The organism is Halolamina sp. (assembly GCF_036626355.1).
Lineage (GTDB): Archaea > Halobacteriota > Halobacteria > Halobacteriales > Haloferacaceae > Halolamina.
The window spans coordinates 1-21,727 of the sequence record NZ_JAZKRY010000016.1 but is presented as its reverse complement, the minus strand read 5'-3'; the positions used below and the strand labels follow the sequence as shown (position 1 = coordinate 21,727).

The following is a 21,727-nucleotide window of genomic DNA, read 5'->3' as shown; positions in this document are numbered from 1 at the left end:
GCCGGCTGGTCTCCAGCCGGACCAATTCGGGCCGTTGTGGCTCCCCAGCCACCTCAATTCGACGTTCTACCACTTCTGAGACGTTGTTCTATCGACGTCAGCGCAGTAGTCCCTGAAGACGGGTCAACGCTGTACTCCCCTGCACTTAGCCAAAGGCGACACCGAGTAATACAGTTCGCGCGCAGTCGAAGCGCCGGACGAGAACCCTGCCAAAACAGTGAAGCTCAGGTTTCCTGTGACCGCGAGGAGCGGAAGATGCCGTTCAAATCCCTCGGCGAAACTGCCTGGCCCGGGCGGTCAAAGCAACAGACTCGCTGATTTGATGTGTTCCGGTCATAAAGCCCGAGAACTCTGGACGTCTCAAAACAGGATGCAACAGACAGCCTCGTCACAATACTGTCCTCCTTTTTTCCGGTAACGGTTGTAGTTACTCGATCGAGATATCATCCCCAATCGTGACAACGGGATCGAACTCGTACCCTGCATCAGAGATCATTGTAGCGGCGCCTTCGTTTCGGTCGACAACCGATATAATCCGCTCGACGGTTGCTCCGGACTCTTCGAGGATCTGAGCGGATTCGACCGCCGTGCCCCCTGTCATGGTGACGTCCTCGACAACGATCGCACGCATGCCTTTCCGAACGTCGCCCTCGATGCGCGCTTGGGTCCCTCGGAGTCCACTCCCCTTTCGAATGAACACGGAGTCGATACCCAACTCGAGGGAGAGTGCGGTCACGAGTGGGACAGCGCCCAGTGACGGCCCCGCGATCAGGTCGTACGCTTCATCAACTCGTTTCGCGAGGGAGTCCGTGATCGCGGCAAGAAGCTCGGGTCGCGTTTCGAACACGTACTTATCCACGTAGTAGTCAGACATCGTGTCGTCCGACAGGCTGAAACTCCCTCGCTTGATCGCGCCACTTTCCTCGATTCGGTCTGCGATATCAGTCATCATCTCTTCATTGGCACAACGATGGTATAGTAGTGAGTACCGAACGTTTTTAACTGCCAGTCGGCTTGTTACAATCTCTCATGGAAAATCCTCCCGTCACGGAGTCCGTCGATCTGGAACGCATGCAGCGGCGTCTGGACGAGATCATGAGCATCGGGAGAACCGAGGATGGAGGGGTTACTCGACTGGCGTATTCCAAGGAGGAGAGTACCGCGTTCGATTTCGTCAGGTCCGAACTGGACGATTCGATCGAGATACGCACAGACTCGCTCGGTAATCTCTACGCGAGTCCGGACCTGGAGTCCGCAGAAACCACACTCGTCGGGAGTCATCTCGATTCAGTCTACAACGGAGGGCGACTCGACGGAGCACTCGGAGTTGTGGTTGCGATGGAAGCCATAGATGTCCTCGAGACGGGCGAAACGAGTACAGCGGCGCCCCCTACGCTCGCCGTGTTTCGGGGCGAAGAATCAGCACGGTTCGGCTGCCATACGATCGGGAGTCGGGGGGCACTCGGAATGTTGACGGTCGAGGATTTTTCCCGTACCGATCAGAACGACGTTCCACTTTGGTTGGCGATGCAGCGTGACGGGCACCAACCCTCCGACCTGTCCGAACCGATGCTAGATCTCTCACGAATCCGTCGTTTCTACGAGACGCATATCGAGCAAGGGCGGGTCCTGGTGGAGTCTGGCGACGATCTGGGAATCGTGACGAGCATCCGTGCCCCTGTTCGGTACAACGTGACGGTCGAGGGTGCGTACGATCACTCGGGAGCTACCCCCATGGGACTGCGGGCGGACGCCCTGGCTGCAGCCGGGGAGCTGATCACCGCCGTCGAACGGGTTGCCTCAGACACGGACGACGTCGTGGCGACAGTCGGCGATATCACCGCCCGAGACGGCGCGATCAACAAAGTCTGTGGAGAGGTGGCTTTCCCGTTAGACATCCGGAGTGACGAGGTTCCGTCTCGGGACGAGGTCGAGCGCGGTATTTTCGACGAGTTCTCACGGATTACTGACAAACGCGACGTGTCGGTCTCGAAGGCCGAAATCGACCGGTCTGATCCGGTCTCACTCTCGGAAAGTGCCATCGAGGAACTCACTGGCGCGGCGTCTGTGACCGACGCAGAGTATCTTCAGCTTCCCAGCGGGGGCGGCCACGACGCGATGAACTTCCAGCAAGCGGGTATCCCGACTGGCATGTTGTTCGTCCCGAGTGTCAGAGGAATCAGTCACAGTCCAAAGGAGGAGACGTATCCTGAATCCATTCGGTCTGCTGCGATTGCGACGGCACAGGTACTATCTACTCCAGACACCTGAGAAAGCGCGGACTGCCCAGGGAGCGCACGATATCAGAATGGGCGTGTGTTGGGTCGGAACAAGAATGACGCAGCTCCAGAACCAGCCCGGGAGTTCCAGTTACCGACTTCCACCGAAACGATTCGTCACCCAGCTAGCCCCACTTGTGCCGCGACGAACGAGAGCATGGCAGGAACTGCCACCGGCGTATCTGCCGACTCGTGCCGACGAGTAGAACCGCGGCGGCTGGGGACTCGAGCGAGTTGTTCGCGTTCGTCTCGGTGTCGATCGATTTGCGAGCACCAGCCCACGAACACTGAACCTGCCCGAAGCGCCGGACTATGCCATCAATTGCTTGCAGAATCGTAGTTAGCCCGTGAGGATGGTGTATCCGGACTCCAGAACCGGCATAGCTCGTCGCTGACTAGCACAGAGAGGCTATCGACGGCGCCACGTCCCTCCAGCAGTTCGGATGTCCTCCGGCAGGGCAACATCTATACAGCCCTATCCACAGTTATACACACTTCACCATGGCTACCGGCCAAACACCACACGTTGTTGTCGCTGGAGCCCTACCATCGACGGTCGGTGCGGCGTCGGCTGTCTGTGACCGCCTCCGTGACACCGGGCTCGTGGTCAGTCGCGCCGCCGCGTGCGGCCGGGCGCGGCGCCGAATCACCGACGGGCGGGCGGACGTGCTCCTCGTAGCCGGCACCGAGGACGGGGCCGACGAACTCGTCGCGACGGCGGGCGAGAAGGGCACTCCCTGCTGTGTCGTCGGTGACGTTGCAGCGCCCAGCACTGACACAGACGTCGTCACTGTCACCGCATCGGGCCCCGACCCCGTGGCGCGGTTGGCTGGGGTGCTTCACGAACTCGCCACAGACGAAGCGAAGCCGACGAACGAGCCAGCGCTCGAGGAGGTCGCGGCGAGCGTCCACGCTGCGGTCGAACCCGACGGAACACCCCCGTCGACAGCACAGGTTCTCGACGAAGCGCCGGTGGGAATCACCGTCTCGGACATGCGGCAGCCGGACGAACCGCTGGTATACGTGAACGATCAGTTCGTCGAACAGACCGGCTACAGCCACGAAGCGGCGCTCGGACGCAACTGTCGGTTCCTGCAGGGGCCGGCTACCACAGCCGAATCCGTCGAGCGAATGCGAGACGCCATCGATGCCGGTGAGTCGGTGACCGTCGAGATCAGGAACTACACCCGGAGCGGCGAGCTGTTCTGGCAGGAGGTGTCGCTCGCGCCGATTCGTGACGGGGCCGGGAACATCACCCACTACGCCGGCTTCCAGGCCGACGTGACCCGGCGAAAGCGTGCCGAACGCGCCGCCGACCGCCATCGGGCGGCGCTGGCCGAGGAGCGCGAGACGTTCCAGAGCCTGTTACAGCGCCTCGGCGGGGTAGTCGAGCAGGTGACTGGCGCGGTGGTCGAGGCCGGCACCCGCTCGGCGCTGGGTGAGACGACCTGCTCGCGACTCGGCAATACCTACGCGGCCGCGTGGCTGGCGACGTACGACCCCGCAAGCGAGCGGGTAGAGCCGAACTGGACGGCCGTATCCTCGCTGGGCGACGACCCGGGCGAGACGCTGGGTGCCGTCTCGCTGGGCGATGGACCATCCGTCGTCCCCACAGACGGCGGGACGACGGTCAGCGAAACTGACGACGGAGCGGCTCGGCCGGAGCCGGCGCTCCTTGCCGAGGCGGTCGAGACCCGAACGGTTGTGGTGGCCGAGGACGTCGAACGGCACCCAGCAGTGAGGGAGGTGGCAGCAGTGCCGGTCACCTACCGGGACACCCTGTTCGGCCTGCTCTGTGTGTACACCGACGATGAGACCTCGTTCGGTCGCGAGGAGTCGGCGCTCCTGGCCTCCATCGGCCGGTCGATCGGCATCGGCCTGAACGCCATCGACAGCCAGAGCTCCCTCACTACCGACAGCGGTTTCGAGGTCGAGTTCACCGTTGCATCGTCCGAATTACCGCTCGTCCGCCTGGCCGAGGAGGCGGATTGCTCGCTCCGACAGGCCGGGGTAGTTCCGGATGAGACCGGCCGAAGCGTGCTCTGTACCGCCTCCGGAGCGACTGCAGCCGAACTCGGGGCCGCCGCCGACGCGGTTCCAGGGGTCCGTTCGTGGACCTGTCTCGCCGAGCGGGAGCAGAACTCACTGTTCGAGTTCGACCTGTGTGAACTGCCGCTGCTCGACGCCGTCGGCGCACACGGCCTCCGGCTGGCGGACCTCCGTGTCGATGTCGGGCGGGAGACCATCGTCGCCCGCGGCGCACGGGAGGCGTCCGCGAGAGCGCTCGTGGCCGCGGTCGAGGAACAGTTCGGGAGGATCGACGTACGGGGGTTCCGGGAGCGGCCGGCCCGGGAGACGACGCTGACGGAGTTCGTCGTCGACGTCGACGAGCGCCTCACCGACCGGCAGCGCCACGCGCTGACGGTCGCCACCGCCGCCGGCTACTTCGAGTGGCCGCGGGACACCGATGGCAACGAACTCGCCGAGAGCTTCGGGGTGGCTCGCTCGACGTTCCATCAGCACCTGCGTGCCGCACTCCGGAAAGTAGTCGAGGCGTTCCACGAGGCCGTGGGGCCGGTCGCCGAGCAACCCTAACTGGTTGTGTACGGTATTTACCCATGTCTACCCCGGAGCTACCAATTGTAACATGCCAAATCCAGGTGCAGAATCGTTGTGGTTGTGGCTCGGAACAGTCGGAATGTTCGTCGGGATGGTTTACTTCATCGCCCGCGGGTGGGGCGAAACCAACGAACGCAGACAGGAGTTCTATATCGTGACCATATTCATCACAGCTATTGCGTTCGTGAACTATCTCGCAATGGCGTTGGGGTTCGGCTTGACAACCGTAACGATCGCAGGAGAAGACCTCCCAATCTACTGGGCACGGTATACGGACTGGTTCTTCACAACACCGCTGTTGCTCATCGACCTCGGCCTGCTCGCTGGGGCGAACCGGAACCAGCTCGCTAGCCTCGTCGGCCTCGACATGCTGATGATCGGCACCGGTGCCATCGCCACCCTCTCGGCCGGCGCGGGCGCACTCTCGGTGGGCGCGCGACGACTCGTCTGGTGGGGCGTCAGCACGGCCTTCCTGCTCGTGCTGCTGTACATGCTCTACGGCACGCTCGAAGACCGTCTCGACGAGCTCGGCGCAGACGTCCGCTCCACGTTCGAGACGCTCCGGACGCTCATCGTGGTCGTCTGGCTGGTCTACCCAGTCTGGTGGCTCGTGGGCACCGAGGGGCTGAACGTGGTCGGCATCAACATCGAGACGGCGGGGTTCATGGTGCTCGATCTGGTCGCCAAGGTCGGCTTCGGCTACATCCTGCTGACCAGTCGAAGCGCCCTCGACGCGGTGAGTTCCGCATCCGGCACGGCTGAGGTGGCTGCCGACTAACCCGTTCCGCAGCCCCGCACATCCCTCGTTCGTTACGACCGGGCGACCGACCCGAACCTCCGCTGTCCACTCCATCGATGACCGGCCTGACTTACCCACAGTTCCACGCCGCGTTCGTCTTCCCGGCGGTGCTCGCACTTCTCGCGGCGGCGACGGTGTCGCGCCGTCTTGCCCGCGGGCGCACCGTCTGGGTCGAAGGCGCCAGCCGGAGCTACTGGTTCGACGTGGCGCTACTGGTCGGCTTGGCCGTCGCGTACACCACGCCGTGGGACAACTTCCTCATCGCACAGGGAGTCTGGAGCTACGGTCCCGACCGGGTGCTTGCCCGAATCGGGTACGCGCCGGTCTCGGAGTACGCCTTCTTCGCCGCACAGACCGTGGTGACGGCGCTGTGGCTCTCACATCTCCCGGCGGACCCCCCGAACCCGGACCGGCGCTCCTGGGGCCTCCGGTCCCGGAACCGCGAGCGCCTGGCGGGCATCGGGTTCGCTGGCGCCCTGTTCGTGCTCGGCTGGTGGTTCCTGCAGGCCGACCCGACGTTCTACCTCGGCGCCATCCTGGCGTGGGCGGCGCCGGTGCTCGCGCTCCAGTGGGCCGTCGGCGCGCCCGCGCTACTGGACCGGTACCGGACGGTGCTACTGGGGGTAGCCGTGCCATCCCTGTACCTCTCGATCATCGACCGTATCGCCATCCACCAGGGTGTCTGGGAGCTGTCCCACACCTACACGACTGGGGTGACCGTCGCGGGCCTGCCCGTCGAGGAGGCGCTGTTCTTCGTGGTGACCAACGTATTCGTCGTCCAGGGACTGGTGCTCGCCCGCTGGGTGCGTGATAAATGGCGGTAAGCGGCCCGGGCGAGACAGAGCACACCGCCGCGGGACGTGAGGGAGACGCCGCGGAAGCCGACGGCGACGCCGCGACTCTCGCGCTCGCTGTCCTCGGGCGCCCCGTTCGGGTGCTGTTTCTCGCTCTGACCGTCCTCGCCCTCCTCGGAACGGCGACGTCGATCTCGCTCCCGCTGGCGCTCCGATACCTTCCGCTGGCGCTGAGTGTCGTGCTGTTCGGCCTGCCACATGGCGCGGTCGACCATCTCGTGCCCGCGAGGGTTGGGGGACGAGACGGCCGCCACCTCACCGGGTCCACACGGCGAAGCGCCGCCGCAGTCGGGGTCGCCTACCTCCTGCTCGGCGGCGGCTACGTCGTCATCTGGCTTCAGGCGCCGCGGATCGCCGCACTCGCATTTATCGTGATGACGGTGGTCCACTGGGGTCAGGGCGACGTCTGGGTACTGGTGCGCCTGCTCGATGCAACGCACCTGCGGTCGCGCGCGCTCCGCGTGGCAACCCTCGCCGTCAGAGGCGGGCTCCCGATGTTCGTCCCGCTGCTCGCGTTTCCCGACCGATACCGGACGGTGGTCTCTGCGTGGGTCGCGCTGTTCGGCGCGCCGCTTTCCCTACCGTGGCTGTTCGCGCCGGGGACGCGGGCGGTACTCGGCGCCGGGTTCGCACTCCTCACCCTCGGAACGGTCGCAGCGGGGTGGCTGACAGTTGGAGCGAACTCGAGCGCTCGGCGCGCGTGGCAGGTCGATGCCACAGAGGTTGGGCTACTCTGGGCGTATTTCGCCCTCGTCCCCCCGCTCGTCGCCGTCGGGCTCTACTTCACCTGCTGGCACGCGCTCCGCCATATCGCTCGCCTGGTGCTGCTGGACCCGCCAGACGAGGCGTCGGCCACGCCATCCGCGCTCGCCGCGTGGCTCAGGCGTGCGGCGACGCGGTTCGCTCGCGACGCGGCGCCGCTAACGCTGCTCTCGCTGGTGCTCCTCGTCGGCTTCGGGGCCGTGGTGCCGACGACGGCACGGACGCTCCCCGAGTACGCCGCGCTGTATCTCGTGTTCATCTCCGTGGTAACGCTCCCACACGTCGTCGTCGTGTGGATGATGGACTACGTGGAGGGTATCTGGGCCGTCGAACCGGTCACGAGTGCGGAGTTGCGACAGTGATTCGGATGTGACTCGCGGTCGGCGTACCCGTGCTCACATTCAGCGGTGACCGAGAGAATCAGGACCGGTGGCTACCGACGTTTCGAGGGCCCCCTGCCCTGGCTGTGGGCCCCTACGCCGCCAGCTTCTCGCGGAACGTCTCTTTGACTTTCTCGACTTTCGGCTGGGCGTGCATCGAACAGTAGGCGTCGTTCGGGTTCTTCGCGAAGTAGTCCTGGTGTTTCTCCTCGGCGCGGTAGAACTCCTCGAGCCGCGCCAGTTCGGTGACGACCTCGTCGTCGTAGCCGCCCTCCTCGTCGAGCGCATCGATGTAGGACGCCGCCAGTTCGCGCTGCTCCTCGTCGTGTGTGAGGATGATCGAGCGATACTGCGAGCCCACGTCCGGCCCCTGCCTGTTCAGCTGCGTGGGGTCGTGGATAGTGAAGAACACCTCGAGCAGTTCCTCGTAGCTGATCGTTTCGGGGTCGTACGCGAGCTGGACGACCTCCGCGTGGCCGGTGTTCCCGGTACAGACCGCCCGGTAGCTCGGCTCTTCGGTGTGCCCGCCGGCGTAGCCCGAGGTCACCGACTCGATTCCGTCGAGCGGTTCGAACGCCGCCTCGATACACCAGAAGCAGCCGCCGCCGAACGTCGCGTGCTCAGTCGACATTACCCCTAATTGGGGAGCCATGCGTATGTACCTGACGTGCACGGCCCTCGGCGACACCCACGAAACGGTCGTGAACTCACTCGCCCACGGTTCGGCCGAGAACTTGTCACACCGACCGAGCAGTCCAGCGTCCGACGGTTGTGAGAGTGCTACGCCTGTTCCGTCTGATGGCCAGGTGATTCATCTGCCAGGTCGGCACTATCGCTGACAGGCCCGGTGACCGTCGACGTCACGTCCCGCAACGCAACGGTTGTTTTGGAGTCAACCTGCTCCCTGTAGTCGATTGTAGTGCTGTATTGAAAATGCGGGACGTGAGTAGGACCATAGCGTTTTAGCGAGTTTCTTTTCGGTTGTTGCGGACGAACAGGCGGACGATGTTGGGCTTCGCGGGCAAGCACGCCTGAGTCGGACTCCCACTCGTTTCTCCAACGCGTGTTTGGCTACACGGAGTGCTGTCTCGACGAAGTCGAATAAAGCGACGGCCACCGTCGCCGTCTCGACCTCGTCTTCTCATAGTGATTACGGCGAATAGTGTCATCGACGGTGTCGAAAGACACCGGTTCAGGGGTTCCCATCACCGACACGGATGGTCACGGCGGGACAGACTCGCAGTAATCACTATCAAACCCATCGAGTGAATCCGTACCTGTCTCCCATCTTCAACAGCGCAGATTGGAGGCTACTGTCCAGATACACGGCAATCGCGGCGAGGTTGTGATCACCAACGGAAGGGCCCCAACGGTCTCGGCTCCCGCGGCTCGCTATCTCAGAAGCAGGTGGTTTCTCGCCGCGACCCAGAACGGTTCGCGTTCTGATGATGGGACTCGAAAGAGCGGCACTCTTTCGGAATGTGGCCGGACTGTGTCGGGCTTCCTGTGACTCTTCGCTCCGCACGGTTCTCAGAAGCCGCGCTGCTGCTTGCACACCGGAAGCCGCTGTCGTCTGGCACTGACGACGTGGCTTTGGCGCCTCGAACCATGCGCGTTCGCTCTCGTCGGCGGCGGCTACGGGCTGACCCCTGGCTGGTGTGGCATGACTGGCTCAGCAACGTGGCGTTCCTCGGCCCCGAGGGCGAGCAAGGATAACAGAAGTTTAAAGCGGCGTTCGGTCGGAGTACCGCTAAGAGATGCTTCCGCTCCAGGTCATCGACAGTTTCCTGCTCAACTACGAGATCGGGCAGGTACTGCTTCTCGTGTTCGTCCTGGGAACGCTCGGCCTGTTCCCGCTCGGGTCGAAGAAGCTGCTTGGCCTCCATTTCGCCGGGTTCGGCCTCCTGTTCCTGCTGACCCCGCAGGCCATCAACTCCAAGATATATCTGTTCGTTGGGCTCGCGCTGCTCGTCATCGGGCCGATGCTGTTCACCATCGGCGACGAGTAGCAGGCGCCGAACGCCACCTTTTTCGTTCGAACTGCGATACGGACTCGCATGCGAACCGTCCGGGCACCCGCCACCAGCGCCAACCTCGGCAGCGGCTTTGATACGTTCGGCGTCGCCCTCGGGCGGCCGGCGGACATCGTCCGCGTCGAGCGCGCGAACCGAACCACAATCGAGGTCACCGGCGCGGGAGCCCAGTACATCCCCGAAGATCCCGAGCGCAACACCGTCGGCGCCGTCGCCGAAGCGCTCGACGCCCCCGCACACATCCGTATCGACAAAGGCGTCCGGCCAGCCTCCGGCCTCGGCTCCTCGGCGGCCTCCGCCGCCGGCGCCGCCGTCGCGCTCAACGACCTCTACGACCGCGGGCTGAGCCGCGAGGAACTCGTTCCCATCGCCGCCGAGGGCGAAGCCGTCGTCGCCGGCACGCCCCACGCAGACAACGTCGCGCCCGCGCTGCTCGGCGGCTTCACCGTCGCCACTGCGGAGCGCGTCCACTCCGTCGCCACGAGCGTCCCGCTGGTCGTCTGCCTCCCGGAGGAACCGATCTCCACCCGCGACGCTCGACAGGTCGTCCCCGACGACGTCTCTATCGAAGAGATGGTCGAAACGGTCGGTCGTGCGGCGACGCTCACCGTCGGAATGTGTCGTTCCGAACCCGAACTCGTCGGCAGCGGGATGGACGACAGCGTCGTCACCCCACGACGGGCCCAACTCATCACGGGATACGACGATGCCGTCGCCGCAGCCGAGGAGGCCGGTGCGTACGGCGTCACGGTCAGTGGCTCCGGCCCGGGCGTCGTCGCAGTCTGTGGCGCCGACGACCGCCGGTCGGTTGCCAGCGCGATGGTCGGCGCGTTCGAGGAACACGGTGCGGACGCGCGCGCCTACCGAACTGACGTCGGGCGGGGCGCGGAACTACTGTAGCTACTCCTGCGTGAGCCGCTCGTAGGCCTCGTTGACGCGCTGGAACGCTTGCCTATCTCCGCCTTCGGCATCAGGATGGACGTCCTTCACTGATTCCCGGTAGGCGCTCCGAACTACCGCTGGTTCGGCGTCGGCGTCGACGCCGAGCACGCGCGCGGCCTCCCGTCGCGCGAGGCTCTCGGACTGCTGGCCGCGCCGGGTGTGCTCGCTTTGCCGTCCGCCGGCGTCCGTTCGTTGCCAACGCTGGTCGGTAGTGCGATCACGGCGATCGCGGGAATCGAACCCCTCACGCCCACCTGCGGGGTCGCGTTCGGCGCGCCGTGCGCGGGCCTCTCGTGCCTCTTCGGGGCTCACCCGCCGAGCCCGACCGCCCAGGGGGAACGCCCCCGTCGCACCCTGCCAGACGAGATACGCCGCGGCCGCGAAAGGGAGCGCTAGAAGCAGGAGAAACGGCTGTTTCGCGAGCGCGACGATCGCCAGGAGGACCGCCAAGCCCGCGAAGACGCCGGCGAGTACGATTCCGAGAGTGTCGCGGTCGAACTCCACGGATACGGTAAGGGGGGCCGGCCACCTAAGCCCCTCGCTGGTGGCCCTCTGGACCGCCACTCATAGTGATTACTGCGAGTCTGTCCCGCCGTGACCATCCGTGTCGGTGATGGGAGCCCCTGAACCGGCGTCGTTCGACACCGTCGATGACACGATTCGCAGTAATCACTATCACCGGTGCCGGTTGAGTTGCTTCTGCAGGTTCTTGGCCGCTTCCCCCACAGCCTCGAAGTAGGCGTCCTCGCTCGTCTCCCGTCCGCCCGAGGCGCCCGAGACGACGTTGCGCCCCACCTCCTCGCCGGCGAAGATGATTCCCCGCGAGGAGTTGACGAGGCCGACGTCGCGGCCGTCCCACTCCGTCAGGCCGTGCTCGACGGCCGCCTCGGCGTCACCGCCCTGCGCGCCTACCCCGGGGACGAGAAACGGAATCTCCGGGACGGACTCCCTGACCTCACCCAGTTCCTCGGGCGCGGTGGCGCCGACGACGAGGCCGACGTTATCGTGCTCGTTCCAGAGCGCCGCCAGCCCGGCGACGCGCTCGTAGAGCCGCTCCCCCGAGGCGAGTTCGAGCCCCTGGAGGTCCGAACCGCCGGGGTTGGAGGTGCGACAGAGCACGAACACCCCCTTCTCGGCACGGTCGAGGAACGGCCGGAGCGAGTCGTGACCGAGATACGGGTTGACGGTGATGGCGTCGACCTCGTCCAGGACGTCGGCGTACTTGCGTGCGGTGTTACCGATGTCGGCACGCTTTGCGTCGAGGAGGACGGGCACCCCCTTCCCGTGAGCGTAGGCGACCGTCTCCCGGAGCGAGCGCCAGCCGTCGGTATCCTCGTAGAACGCTGCGTTTGGCTTGTAGCAGGCCGCGTGCTCGTGGGTCGCGTCGATGATCCGGCGGTTGAACGCCCAGCGGGGGAGGTCGGCGTCGGCCAGGAACTCGGGGAGGCGGTCCATATCGGCGTCGAGGCCGACGGAGACCACGCTGTCGGTCTCCGCGATGCGGGCGGCGAGGTCGTCGAAGAAGGACATACTGGGAGCGCGTACCGGGAGGGCAAGAGTGCTGTCGTTCGCGGGCGGCTGCTCATAGTGATTACTGCGAGTCTGTCCCGCCGTGACCATCCGTGTCGGTGATGGGAGCCCCTGAACCGGCGTCTTTCGACACCGTCGATGACACTATTCGCAGTAATCACTATCAGTTGCCGGCGTCCGGGTCGGTTTCGGAGTCGCCACTGTCACCGTCCCCGGCTTCGTCTGCGAGTTCGGCCTCCAATTCGTCGATACGGTTCCGGAGCGTCTCGAGTTCTGCCTCACTCACGTCACTGCTGGCCGTCCAGCGCCCGAGAAGGAATAGCCCGACAGCGATTACGAGCGGAACTGCCAGCATCAACAGCAACATGAGGAGGATAATCAGTAGCTCGGGTGCACCCGGAACGCCGCCGAACAGCGGGACCATAGCCGGAGGCTGGAGGGCAAGGAGTATGGCTGTTTCCCCGGTCTACAGCGTGTGGCAGGTGTCGTCCTCGCCGGTTTCCGTGCCCGCATCGGCCAGCGCCTCGCCAGCCTCGCCGGCAGTCTCACGCTCGCCCGCACTCTCGTCGCCGGCGGCGTCGGCGGCGATCTGGGCTTCCAGTTCGTCGATACGGGCCTGCATCTCAGCAACCTCCTCGTCGACCTCCTCGGACCCGCTGGAGCGCCGCAGGAGGAGGTAGACGATCGCGACGACGGGTCCGAAAAAGAGCAGCAGCATCACGACCATGATGATCAGTATCTCCGGGCCGCCGGGGAGCGCACCGAACAGGGGAACCATGGTCGGTACGTCGGGTGGGGACGCTATGGGCCTTTTCCCCGTTCAACCCGTGTTCTGGGCGGCCATCGGTGCCGACTCATACTGTCCCGGCCGGGGCAGAGACGATTTGAATCGATAGCGACAGCCCGCAGAGATGAACAGCCTGCTCCACCGCTTCGCTCCCGAACGCGCGCGGAGCCGGATGCTGCTGACGGCTGCGCTGGTGGGGCCGACCGTCATCTGCGCTCTCTCGACACCGATTTCGGGCTCTCCAAGTGCCATCGTCGTCGCCGTGCTCGCCACCGTCGCCGCGGCTGGCCTCGCCGTTTCCTTCGGCGCCGGTCTCGTCCAGCAGGCCGAGGCCGCACCCCAGGAGGCCACCCCTGCCGCACAGGAGACGCCGACCGCCAAGCCGGAGACCGACCTGATTGCCACGCTCCAGCAGCGCGACGCCGCGGGGGAGCTCTCGGACGCGGAGTTCGAGCAGGGGCTAGACTGCGTGCTGGAGAGCGGCATCGGGCAGACAGAACCTGCCAGCGGCCACGACGGCGAGCGGAGCCGTGACCGCGCGGTCGAGCGCCGATTACCGGTCGTCGTACACGACGTCGCCGTCGACGACGGTCATCGCCACGTCGATCTCCGCGATCTCGTCGTCGTGCTCCCAGGGCGAGCGCTCGAGGACGGTGAAGTCCGCCAGCTTGTGGGTTTCGACGGTTCCGAGGCGCCCCTCGTCGAAGCCGGCGTAGGCGGCGCCGAGCGTGTACGCCCGCAGCGCTTCCGTCACCGAGAGTCGCTGGGCGTCGACCGCCGTGGTGACGGCGTGGTGAACGCCCTGGAGCGGATCGAGCGGCATGCAGTCCGAGCCGAACGCAAGCGGCGCGCCGGCGCCGTTGAGCAGCGCGTAGCGGTTCGTCTCGAAGCGGCGCGCACCGAGTCGGGACTCGTAGAGCCCGTCGTCTTTCGCCCACTTGAGGAAGTTCGGCTGGACCGAGGCAACGACCCCCATGTCGCCGAAGCGCTCGATGGCCTCCGCGGAGGCGAGTTCGACGTGCTCAACGCGGTGGCGCATCCCGCTGGGGTCGTCACAGCGCTCGAAGGCGTCGAGCACCTCGTCAATAGCCACGTCGCCGATGGCGTGGGCGCTCACCTGGAAGCCGGCCTCGTCGGCACGCTGGACGATGTCGGTGAGCTCCTCCGGGTCGACGACCCAGGTACCGTTCTCACTCGTGTCGTCGTGGTACGGCGCCGATATCTGGGCGGTTCGGCCGCCAAACGTTCCGTCGGTGTACGTTTTCACGGCACCCGTCCGAACCATCTCGGAGCCGTGGTTGGTGCACAGCCCCGTCTCGATGAGCGCGTCGAGGTGGTCGGCCCAGTAGTTGAGTCGGACTCGGAGCGAGAGTTCGTTCCCGAGATCCATATCGCGGTACACCTCGGGCGCGTAGGAGCCCCGGACCATGTCGTGGACACCGGTCACGCCCAGTTCGTTCGCGTGTGCCTGCGCGGCCGTGAGGAGCCGCCCCGTCTCGGCAGCATCCGGCGACGTTGCGTCGTAGAGCACGTCGACGGCCTCCTCGACGAGCACGCCCGTCGGTTCGGCGTCGTGGTCGGAAGCATCGCTTCCGCGAATCTCGTCGTGGACGTCGGCGTCGGCCATCTCGTCTTCGTAGCGGTCGAGGACGACGCTGTTGACCGAGGCGACGTGCATGTCCTCGCGAAAGGCGACGACCGGGCGCTCCTCGCTCACGGCATCCAGGTCCTCCCGGTCGAGATAGCGGTCCTCGGGCCACATGCTCTCGTCGTAGCCGTAGCCAAGCACCCACTCGGGCTCGGCGGGGCCGTCGGTCTCCGCCGCGCGCTCGCGGAGCAGGGAGACGGCCTCGTCCAGGTCATCAGCGCCCGAGAGGTCGGCGTGAACGAGATACCGCCCGAGCGTGGTCATATGGGTATGGGCGTCGATGAACCCCGGCAGGAGCACGCGGCCCCCGAGGTCGACCACCTCGGTCTCGGCACCCGCGAGGAACGTCACGTCGTACGTCGAGCCGAGCCGGACGATCTCGCCGTCGCGGACGGCAACTGCCTCGGACGTCTCGTCCGGATCGGTCAGCGTGTGAATCTCGCCGTCGATGAAGACACGGTCGGCGGCCTCGGTCATGTGTTGGAGGGCGGCGGGCGCGGGCAAAACCGTTCGGGATGCGGGTGCGCGGCGGTCGACCGGCGGAGCCTGCGGCGGCTACGCGGCCAAATCGCGACGGTCATACGGGGAGGGACCGACGAACCAGCGCGCCACGTGAGACCGGTAACGGTTTGCCTCGTCCAGCGGAACTCCCCGACGATGAGCGATTACGATGCCGACGCCGCCGAGGAGTTGGCCGAGCGTGTTCGGAGCGGTGACCGCCGGCTCTACGAGCTCGAGGACTACGCCGACGCAGACACCGCCGCGGCGACCCGCCGGCGTCTCGTCGAGGAGCACTCCGGCGCGGACCTGGAGACGACGGCGGACTACTCCCTCCCCGCGGGGCAGGCCGCCGAGAGCAACATCGAGAACATGATCGGCGCGGCCCAGATTCCGATGGGCGTCGCCGGGCCCGTGACGGTCAACGGCGGCGCCTACGAGGGCGAGACGTATCTCCCCCTGGCGACCACCGAGGGCGCGCTGCTGGCGTCGGTGAACCGCGGCTGCTCGGTCATCGACGACAGCGGCGGCGCGGAGGTCCGCGTCACCAAACGCGGGATGACCCGCGCGCCCGTCTTCCGCGTCTCGGGGATCGCCGAGGCCGAAGCGCTGGCGGAGTGGGCCCGGGACAACGTCGAGCAGCTCCGGGCGACCGCGGAGTCGACGACCAGCCACGGGACGCTGCTCGACGTGACGCCCTACGTCGTCGCCGACAGCGTCCACCTGCGCTTCCGCTACGATACGGCCGACGCGATGGGGATGAACATGGCGACCATCGCCACCCGAGAAGCCGCCGAGGTCGTCGAGGACGAGACGGACGCCTCGCTCGTCGCGCTCTCGGGGAACATGTGCACGGACAAGAAGCCCGCCGCGATCAACGCAGTCGAGGGCCGTGGGCGGAGCGTGACCGCCGAGGTGAGCATCCCGCGGGAGGCGGTCGAGTCGACGCTCAAGACGTCGCCGGAGGCGATCAGCGAGGTGAACACCCGGAAGAACCTGCTCGGCAGCGCGAAAGCCGCGAGTCTTGGGTTCAACGCGCAGGCGGCGAACGTCGTCGCCGCGATGTATCTCGCGACCGGGCAGGACGCCGCGCAGGTCGTCGAGGGGAGCAACGGGATCGTCTCGATGGAGGCCCGCGAGGACGGCCTCTACGGGGCGATCTCGCTGTCGAGCATCGAGGTCGGGACGGTTGGCGGCGGGACGAAACTGCCAACGCAGGCCGAGGGGCTGGATATTCTGGGGATCCGGGGCAGCGGCGACCCGGCTGGCGAGAACGGCGACGCGCTCGCGGAGTGTGTCGCGGTCGGGGCGCTTGCCGGGGAGTTGTCGTTGTTGTCTGCGCTTGCGTCACGACATCTGTCGAGTGCGCACGCTGAACTGGGGCGATAGGGAGTAGGTTTCTGGTTTTTAGCGGTTTTCGACGGTGAATGCTGTTTCTGGCGTTTACTGACTGCTTTCTCGACGGCTCCGCTCAGCAACAGCGTCTCGAGGTTTGGACACTTGGACCGCACCGCCTGCCGCCCCGCGGCCTCAGGTCCTCCCCAGCCGACTCGCTCAGGCTAACCCTTCGCTCGTCCCTCGCGCTCGCTCGCGCACGGCGGCGCGAGCGCTTCGCGCCATTGCTGAGAAGTAGTCTCCCGTCCGCTACACCAACCGGAGCTCCCCACCGGACTGGATAACCTCCCCCTGCCGTCGCAGCTTCTCCAGCAGCTTGGTCGCGGCGTCACGCGGAACCCCGTCCTCGACGGCGCAGGAGACGATTTCGCGCTCCGTCCCGCCCTCCCGGACCGCGTCGCGGACGATCTCGTCGCGGCTGCGTGAGCGCTCGCGAGCGGTGTCTCCCGCTTCCTGCACCTCGTCGGGATCGAGACCGGACTCTTCGAGATACGCCGCTTCAGAGATCCCGCTCTCCTCCACCTGGGCTTCGAGTTCGGAGACGTGGGCCACGTCGGCAAACGCCTCGCTGTCGCCGTGTTTCTTGGCCAGGAGTGCGGCACGGGCCTCCCTGGCTGCCTCGCGGTCCTCGCTCTCGTAGAACGTCCGGAGCTTCTTGGTCTGGTGGCGGCGTCCGCAGGTGGGACAGGTAGCCGAGTCGCTCTGTTTCGGGTCCGTGAGCAGCCAGTAGCTCCCGCAGTCGGTGCAGCCGACGACGGCGTACATATCCGGGACTGCGAGCGGCGCGGAGTTGAAAGCTCCGGGAGGCATCCGGAGGAGCGAATTCGAATCTGACCGCCATCCCCGGGCTTATCCCGACTTCCCCCGACTCCAAAGTATGCGAGTGCTCGTTACCGGTTCGGAAGGTCGTGTCGCCTCGGGAATCAAGCAGTATCTCGACGGGGACTCCCCCCACGAGTTTGTCTATCTCGACCGGGAGGAGGCGCCGGACGTGGACCACGTCGCCGACGTTTCCGACTACGACGCCATCCGGCCGGCGTTCGACGAGGTCGACGCTGTTGTCCATCTCGCTGCGGACCCGAGCGTGTCCGCGTCATGGGAGTCGGTTCACCAGAGCAACCTCGTCGGGACTCACAACGTGCTCGAAGCGGCCTCCGACGCCGAGGTCGAGCGGGTGCTGTTCGCCTCCTCCATCCACGCCGCCGGGATGTGGGAGGAGGAGGGGAAGCCGGAGGTGTACGAGCTCGACGACGACACCAACGTGACCGTCGACGACGACGAACGGCCGGACTCTTACTACGGCGTGTCGAAAGCGTACGGCGAAGATATGGGCCGGTTCTACATCGAACAGCACGAGTACCCCAAGCGGTTCTACGCCGCTCGCATCGCCAGCATCCGTGCGGGGGTGTACGACAACCCCTACGGCGACGCGGAGATGGGCGTCGAGCGCGGCGACTGGGAGCGCGGCGACGAGAAGTACACCGAGCAGGTGAAGCGTCTAAAGGGGACGTGGCTCTCACTGCGCGATTGGGCGCAGTTGGTGGAGCGTTGTTTGAGCGACGAGCAGACGGAGTTCGGGATCTTCTTCGCGACCAGCGACAACCCGCGGAGCTGGTTCGATATCGAGCACACGAAGGAGCTGCTGGGGTACGAGCCGGAGGATTCGGCGTCTGATTGGCAGTCGCCACCGCAGGAGTTGTTGGACTGAGTGAGTTGAGTTGGATGCCTTTGTGGTGTGAGTGCGCTGAGAGAGCTACGACAACCCGCGACGGCACTGCGACCGTCATAGCGAAGTGTGCTTGGACACTTGGAACCGCAAACAGCAATCACCCCGAAAACGGCACGCTGAGGTCGCTTGGACTCTGGGATCGTAGTGTGCCGGGCACGAGGCCCGGCACAGCCCGCAGACCCCCTCACCTCCCCGCGCGCTCGCCAGCGGTCCGGTCGCGAGCGCGCGCTGCCTACCGCTTCCGCGGCGGTGGCGCGAAGCGGGAGCGCCCTCGTGGCGCGACCAAGCGCGAGGGGCTCGTGAGGGTTAATCCCGAGCGAGCCGGCTGGGGAGGACCTGAGGCCGCGGGGCGGCAGGCGGTGCGGTCCAGGTGTCCCTGGGAACTCCGCGGTGACGGTAATGCTGGCCGCAGTCACGCTAACATCCGACACTGAATATCAACTTAGTCCCCAAACCCATTCGCCGGGAACTGAGGAACTATACGTCTCCCCGCGCCACACCACCACATGGACCATTACGTCCCAGACGAAGCCGACTACGTCGAAGCTGTCGACGACGTCCACCTGACCGTCGGCGCCTCCGGCGGGGAAACGAGCGTCCAGCACTTCTCCATCGACCCCGGCGCCGAGGTCCCGTCTCACGAACACCACCACGAACAGGCTGGCCTCATCACCCAGGGCGAACTCACCTTCGAACTCGAAGATGGCGAACGCATCACCGTTGGCCCGGGCGAGTCCTACACCCTCCTCGGCGACGAGGTCCACGGCGCGGTGAACGAGGGCGACGAAGTCGTCAAAGGCATCGACGTGTTCGCGCCGCCGCGCACCGACCCCGACTGGGCGGAGTAGCACCGGGACGAATCAGGCGCGAGCATTTTTCTGGGTCCGTACCCGATAACGGCGATGACCGATGAGGCACTGGAGGCACTCCGTGAAGAGTTCGTAGAGGTCGACACCGATAGCGATGACCTACTCGCAAGTGCGCGAACTCTCGCACTCGAGAACGCGGGAGAGTAAGGAAGGGAGCATTTCGTTCTGGTCATACTGCCGGACAGAATGATACAACCATCGCTTGCCGTGAATCGGCCGTCAGCTCGTGTGAGAGCCAGAGACTGGTGAGCGAGTCTGTACTGACTTCTGTCCGGCAGTATCAGAACTGTCGATTTGCTTGGCCTGCAAATAGTCAGAAAAATCGCGGAATCGGGATTCGCTTACGCGAGTTCGTGAATATTCTCGACGACCGTCTCGGCATACTCCGTCGTGGAGACCTCCTCGGCGTCCTCACGCTGGCGCGCGAGGTCGTAGGTGACCGTCCCCTCGTCGATCGTCTTCTCGACAGCGTCGCGGATCAGCGTCCCGGCATCTTCCCACCCTATGTACTCGAACATGAGGCGGCCGGAGAGCATGAGCGCGGACGGGTTGGCTTTGTCCTGGCCGGCGCGCTTGGGCGCGGAGCCGTGGACCGGTTCGGCGAGACAGCGGCCGTGGCCGAAGTTGGCGCCCGGCGCGATGCCGAGCCCACCGATCTGTGCCCCGGCGGCGTCCGAGAGGTAGTCGCCGTTGAGGTTCGGCATGGCGAGGACGTCGAACTCGTCCGTCCGAAGCTGCATCCACTGGAGCATCGCGTCGGCGAGGCGCTCCTCGACCATGACGGCGTCCTCCGGGATGTCGACCTCGTCCTGCTCCTCCCAGAGCGAGTCCGGTGCGGCGAAGACCTCGTCGTCGGGGTACTCCTCCTCTGCGACCTCCATTCCCCAGTCGCCGAACTGGCCCTCGGTGAACTTCATGATGTTCCCCTTGTGGACGAGCGTGACCGTGTCGCGGTCGTTCTCGACGGCGTAGTCGATCGCCTCACGCACGAGGCGCTTGGAGCCCTTCTCCGTGATGGGCTTGATGCCGATGCCGATCGGGCCGTCGTGCATCACGTCGTCGAAGCCCATCTCCTGTTCGACAAAGTCCCGAACCTTCTCGACGTCCTCGGTGCCGGCCTCCCACTCGATGCCGGCGTAGACGTCCTCGGTGTTCTCCCGGAACGTCACCATGTCCATCTCCTCGGGCGCCTTCATCGGCGACGGGACGCCGTCGAGGTAGTAGGTCGGCCGGACGTTAGCGAACAGGTCGAGCGTCTGGCGGAGCGCAACGTTGAGGCTGCGGAAGCCGGCGCCGACCGGAGTCGTTAGCGGCCCTTTGATCGCGACGCGGTGTTCACGGATCGCCTGAACCGTCTCCTCGGGGAGGTTCTCGTCGTAGATGTCGCGGGCGGACTGTCCGGCGTAGATTTCCATCCAGTCGACCTGCCGACCCGTCGCCTCCGCGGCGGCGGTCAGCACCTTCTGTGCGGCCGGCCCGACGTCCTTCCCGATGCCGTCCCCGTGGATGATGGGGATGATGGGGTGGTCCGGAACGTCGAGCTCGCCGGTCTCCTCGTCGGCGAGACGGATCTTCGTGCCCTGCTCGGGCGCTTCGATGTGCTCGTAGCTCATAACACGTAGCGGTTCAGCCAGCGCCACTAAATGCCTGCCGCTCTCCGAGTATAGCCGTAGCGCAAGGTGGCCCTCACGAGCCGAGTAGCCGGTCGGGAGCCCCGGTTCCCGTGGATTGATGATGGCGCCCGACGGCTGGACGGCTATGCGCATTATCGTTCACGGCGGTGCCGGCGGCGTCCCCGACGAACCCGAGCCCCGACAGGCGGTCCTCGACGACGCGGCCGTCGCGGGCGCCGAGGCCGACACACCCCTCGACGCCGTCGAGGCGGCGATCAACGTGCTCGAAGCCTCCGACCGCTTCAACGCGGGCTACGGCGGCGCCGTCCAGTCCGACGGGATGGTCCGAACCGACGCCGGCGTGATGACCTCCGGCCGGGAGACCGGCGCCGTCGCGAGCATGGACGGCGTCCGCGACGCGGTGTCGGCGGCCAGAGTCGTGATGGAGGAGACCCCCCACATCTTCGTCAGCGGCGAGCACGCTGTCGACCTGGCCGGCGAGTTCGGCGTCGAAACCGACGTCGACCTGCTCACGCCCGAGAACAGCGAGAAGTACGAGGACGAAAACCCACCGACGGCCGGGCCAAAAGTCCATCTGGAGTGGCTGGAAGAGCGCTTCGGCGGCCACGACACCGTCGGCGCCGTGGCCTTCGAGGACGGCGAGTTCGTCGCCGCCACCTCCACGGGCGGCCGGACGTGGGCGCTCGCGGGCCGCGTGGGCGACGTCCCGCAGGTCGGCTCGGGGTTCTTCTGCACGCCGGCCGGCGGCGCCTCGGCGACCGGTGCGGGCGAAGACATCGCGAAGGTGACGCTCACCCGGCGAGCGGTCCGGCACCTTGAGGAGGGCGCCGACGCCCAGACCGCTGCAGAGACCGCCATCGACGAGTTCGACGAGATAACGGGCTCCTCAGCAGGAGTTATCGTCTGCGACGAGGACGGCACCGGCGCCGCGTTCAACTCCGACGGGATGCAGACCAGTACGGCGACGCG

The 21,727-nt window shown here is 65.9% G+C and carries 20 protein-coding genes; 11 read left to right on the top strand and 9 right to left on the bottom strand.

Annotated elements, in window-relative coordinates:
• Positions 1–427 precede the first annotated feature (427 nt).
• A complete protein-coding gene (gene pyrE, locus V5A38_RS04150; RefSeq protein ID WP_332324486.1) occupies positions 428–949 on the bottom strand; it encodes an orotate phosphoribosyltransferase in 522 nt (173 codons plus the stop codon).
• 80 nt (positions 950–1,029) lie between these two features.
• On the opposite strand from pyrE, the gene V5A38_RS04145 reads away from it, so the two are divergent.
• The 5 genes from V5A38_RS04145 (at position 1,030) to V5A38_RS04125 (ending at position 7,675) form a co-directional block, all read left to right on the top strand.
• Positions 1,030–2,271, top strand: a complete 1,242-nt coding sequence (locus tag V5A38_RS04145; RefSeq protein ID WP_332324485.1) for a Zn-dependent hydrolase — start codon at positions 1,030–1,032, stop codon at positions 2,269–2,271.
• Positions 2,272–2,780: 509 nt separating this feature from the next.
• A complete protein-coding gene (locus V5A38_RS04140; RefSeq protein ID WP_332324484.1) occupies positions 2,781–4,874 on the top strand; it encodes a bacterio-opsin activator domain-containing protein in 2,094 nt (697 codons plus the stop codon).
• A 52-nt stretch (positions 4,875–4,926) separates the two neighbouring features.
• Positions 4,927–5,676: a bacteriorhodopsin gene (locus tag V5A38_RS04135; RefSeq protein WP_332324483.1), complete on the top strand. Its 750-nt coding sequence runs from the start codon at positions 4,927–4,929 to the stop codon at positions 5,674–5,676.
• Positions 5,677–5,753: 77 nt separating this feature from the next.
• Entirely contained in the window at positions 5,754–6,521 is a 768-nt protein-coding gene (locus V5A38_RS04130) for a lycopene cyclase domain-containing protein (RefSeq protein WP_332324482.1), read from the top strand.
• Positions 6,512–7,675, top strand: coding sequence for a Brp/Blh family beta-carotene 15,15'-dioxygenase (locus tag V5A38_RS04125; RefSeq protein ID WP_332324481.1), 1,164 nt, complete (start codon positions 6,512–6,514; stop codon positions 7,673–7,675). The genes V5A38_RS04130 and V5A38_RS04125 overlap by 10 nt, the downstream gene beginning before the upstream one ends.
• A gap of 112 nt (positions 7,676–7,787) precedes the next feature.
• On the opposite strand, the gene msrA is transcribed toward V5A38_RS04125, so the two are convergent.
• Positions 7,788–8,324 carry a peptide-methionine (S)-S-oxide reductase MsrA gene (gene msrA, locus V5A38_RS04120; protein WP_345786272.1) on the bottom strand — a complete coding sequence of 179 codons (537 nt, stop codon included), beginning with the start codon at positions 8,322–8,324 and terminating at the stop codon, positions 7,788–7,790.
• A 1,126-nt stretch (positions 8,325–9,450) separates the two neighbouring features.
• Here msrA and V5A38_RS04115 point away from each other — a divergent pair.
• Positions 9,451–9,702 (top strand): hypothetical protein, encoded by a 252-nt coding sequence (locus tag V5A38_RS04115; RefSeq protein ID WP_332324479.1) that lies wholly within the window; start codon positions 9,451–9,453, stop codon positions 9,700–9,702.
• Between the two features lie 48 nt (positions 9,703–9,750).
• A complete protein-coding gene (locus V5A38_RS04110) occupies positions 9,751–10,626 on the top strand; it encodes a homoserine kinase (RefSeq protein WP_332324478.1) in 876 nt (291 codons plus the stop codon).
• Here V5A38_RS04110 and V5A38_RS04105 read toward each other — a convergent pair whose 3' ends face one another.
• The 5 genes from V5A38_RS04105 to V5A38_RS04085 form a co-directional block, all read right to left on the bottom strand.
• Positions 10,627–11,172 carry a J domain-containing protein gene (locus V5A38_RS04105; RefSeq protein ID WP_332324477.1) on the bottom strand — a complete coding sequence of 182 codons (546 nt, stop codon included), beginning with the start codon at positions 11,170–11,172 and terminating at the stop codon, positions 10,627–10,629.
• A 171-nt stretch (positions 11,173–11,343) separates the two neighbouring features.
• Entirely contained in the window at positions 11,344–12,198 is an 855-nt protein-coding gene (gene pyrF, locus V5A38_RS04100; protein ID WP_332324476.1) for an orotidine-5'-phosphate decarboxylase, read from the bottom strand.
• Positions 12,199–12,361: 163 nt separating this feature from the next.
• On the bottom strand, positions 12,362–12,622 hold the full coding sequence (locus V5A38_RS04095; protein WP_332324475.1) for a preprotein translocase subunit TatA: 261 nt from the start codon (positions 12,620–12,622) through the stop codon (positions 12,362–12,364).
• A gap of 42 nt (positions 12,623–12,664) precedes the next feature.
• The gene (locus tag V5A38_RS04090) at positions 12,665–12,976 is read right to left on the bottom strand and encodes a hypothetical protein (RefSeq protein WP_332324474.1); all 312 of its coding nucleotides are present in this window, start codon (positions 12,974–12,976) and stop codon (positions 12,665–12,667) included.
• A gap of 562 nt (positions 12,977–13,538) precedes the next feature.
• Positions 13,539–15,110, bottom strand: coding sequence for an amidohydrolase (locus tag V5A38_RS04085; RefSeq protein ID WP_332324473.1), 1,572 nt, complete (start codon positions 15,108–15,110; stop codon positions 13,539–13,541).
• A 180-nt stretch (positions 15,111–15,290) separates the two neighbouring features.
• Between V5A38_RS04085 and hmgA the strand changes: the two genes are divergently transcribed.
• On the top strand, positions 15,291–16,520 hold the full coding sequence (gene hmgA, locus V5A38_RS04080) for a hydroxymethylglutaryl-CoA reductase (NADPH) (RefSeq protein WP_332324472.1): 1,230 nt from the start codon (positions 15,291–15,293) through the stop codon (positions 16,518–16,520).
• A gap of 255 nt (positions 16,521–16,775) precedes the next feature.
• Here the strand turns inward: hmgA and V5A38_RS04075 are convergent, their stop codons facing one another.
• A complete protein-coding gene (locus V5A38_RS04075; RefSeq protein ID WP_332324471.1) occupies positions 16,776–17,291 on the bottom strand; it encodes a DUF5817 domain-containing protein in 516 nt (171 codons plus the stop codon).
• A 112-nt stretch (positions 17,292–17,403) separates the two neighbouring features.
• Here V5A38_RS04075 and V5A38_RS04070 point away from each other — a divergent pair, with 112 nt between their 5' ends.
• A complete protein-coding gene (locus V5A38_RS04070; RefSeq protein WP_332324470.1) occupies positions 17,404–18,234 on the top strand; it encodes an NAD(P)-dependent oxidoreductase in 831 nt (276 codons plus the stop codon).
• Between the two features lie 527 nt (positions 18,235–18,761).
• A complete protein-coding gene (locus tag V5A38_RS04065; RefSeq protein WP_332324469.1) occupies positions 18,762–19,103 on the top strand; it encodes a cupin domain-containing protein in 342 nt (113 codons plus the stop codon).
• A 362-nt stretch (positions 19,104–19,465) separates the two neighbouring features.
• On the opposite strand, the gene icd is transcribed toward V5A38_RS04065, so the two are convergent.
• Positions 19,466–20,737, bottom strand: coding sequence for an NADP-dependent isocitrate dehydrogenase (gene icd, locus V5A38_RS04060; protein WP_332324468.1), 1,272 nt, complete (start codon positions 20,735–20,737; stop codon positions 19,466–19,468).
• A 145-nt stretch (positions 20,738–20,882) separates the two neighbouring features.
• Here icd and V5A38_RS04055 point away from each other — a divergent pair.
• On the top strand, positions 20,883–21,727 hold an 845-nt coding region (locus V5A38_RS04055; RefSeq protein WP_332324467.1), incomplete at its 3' end, for an isoaspartyl peptidase/L-asparaginase.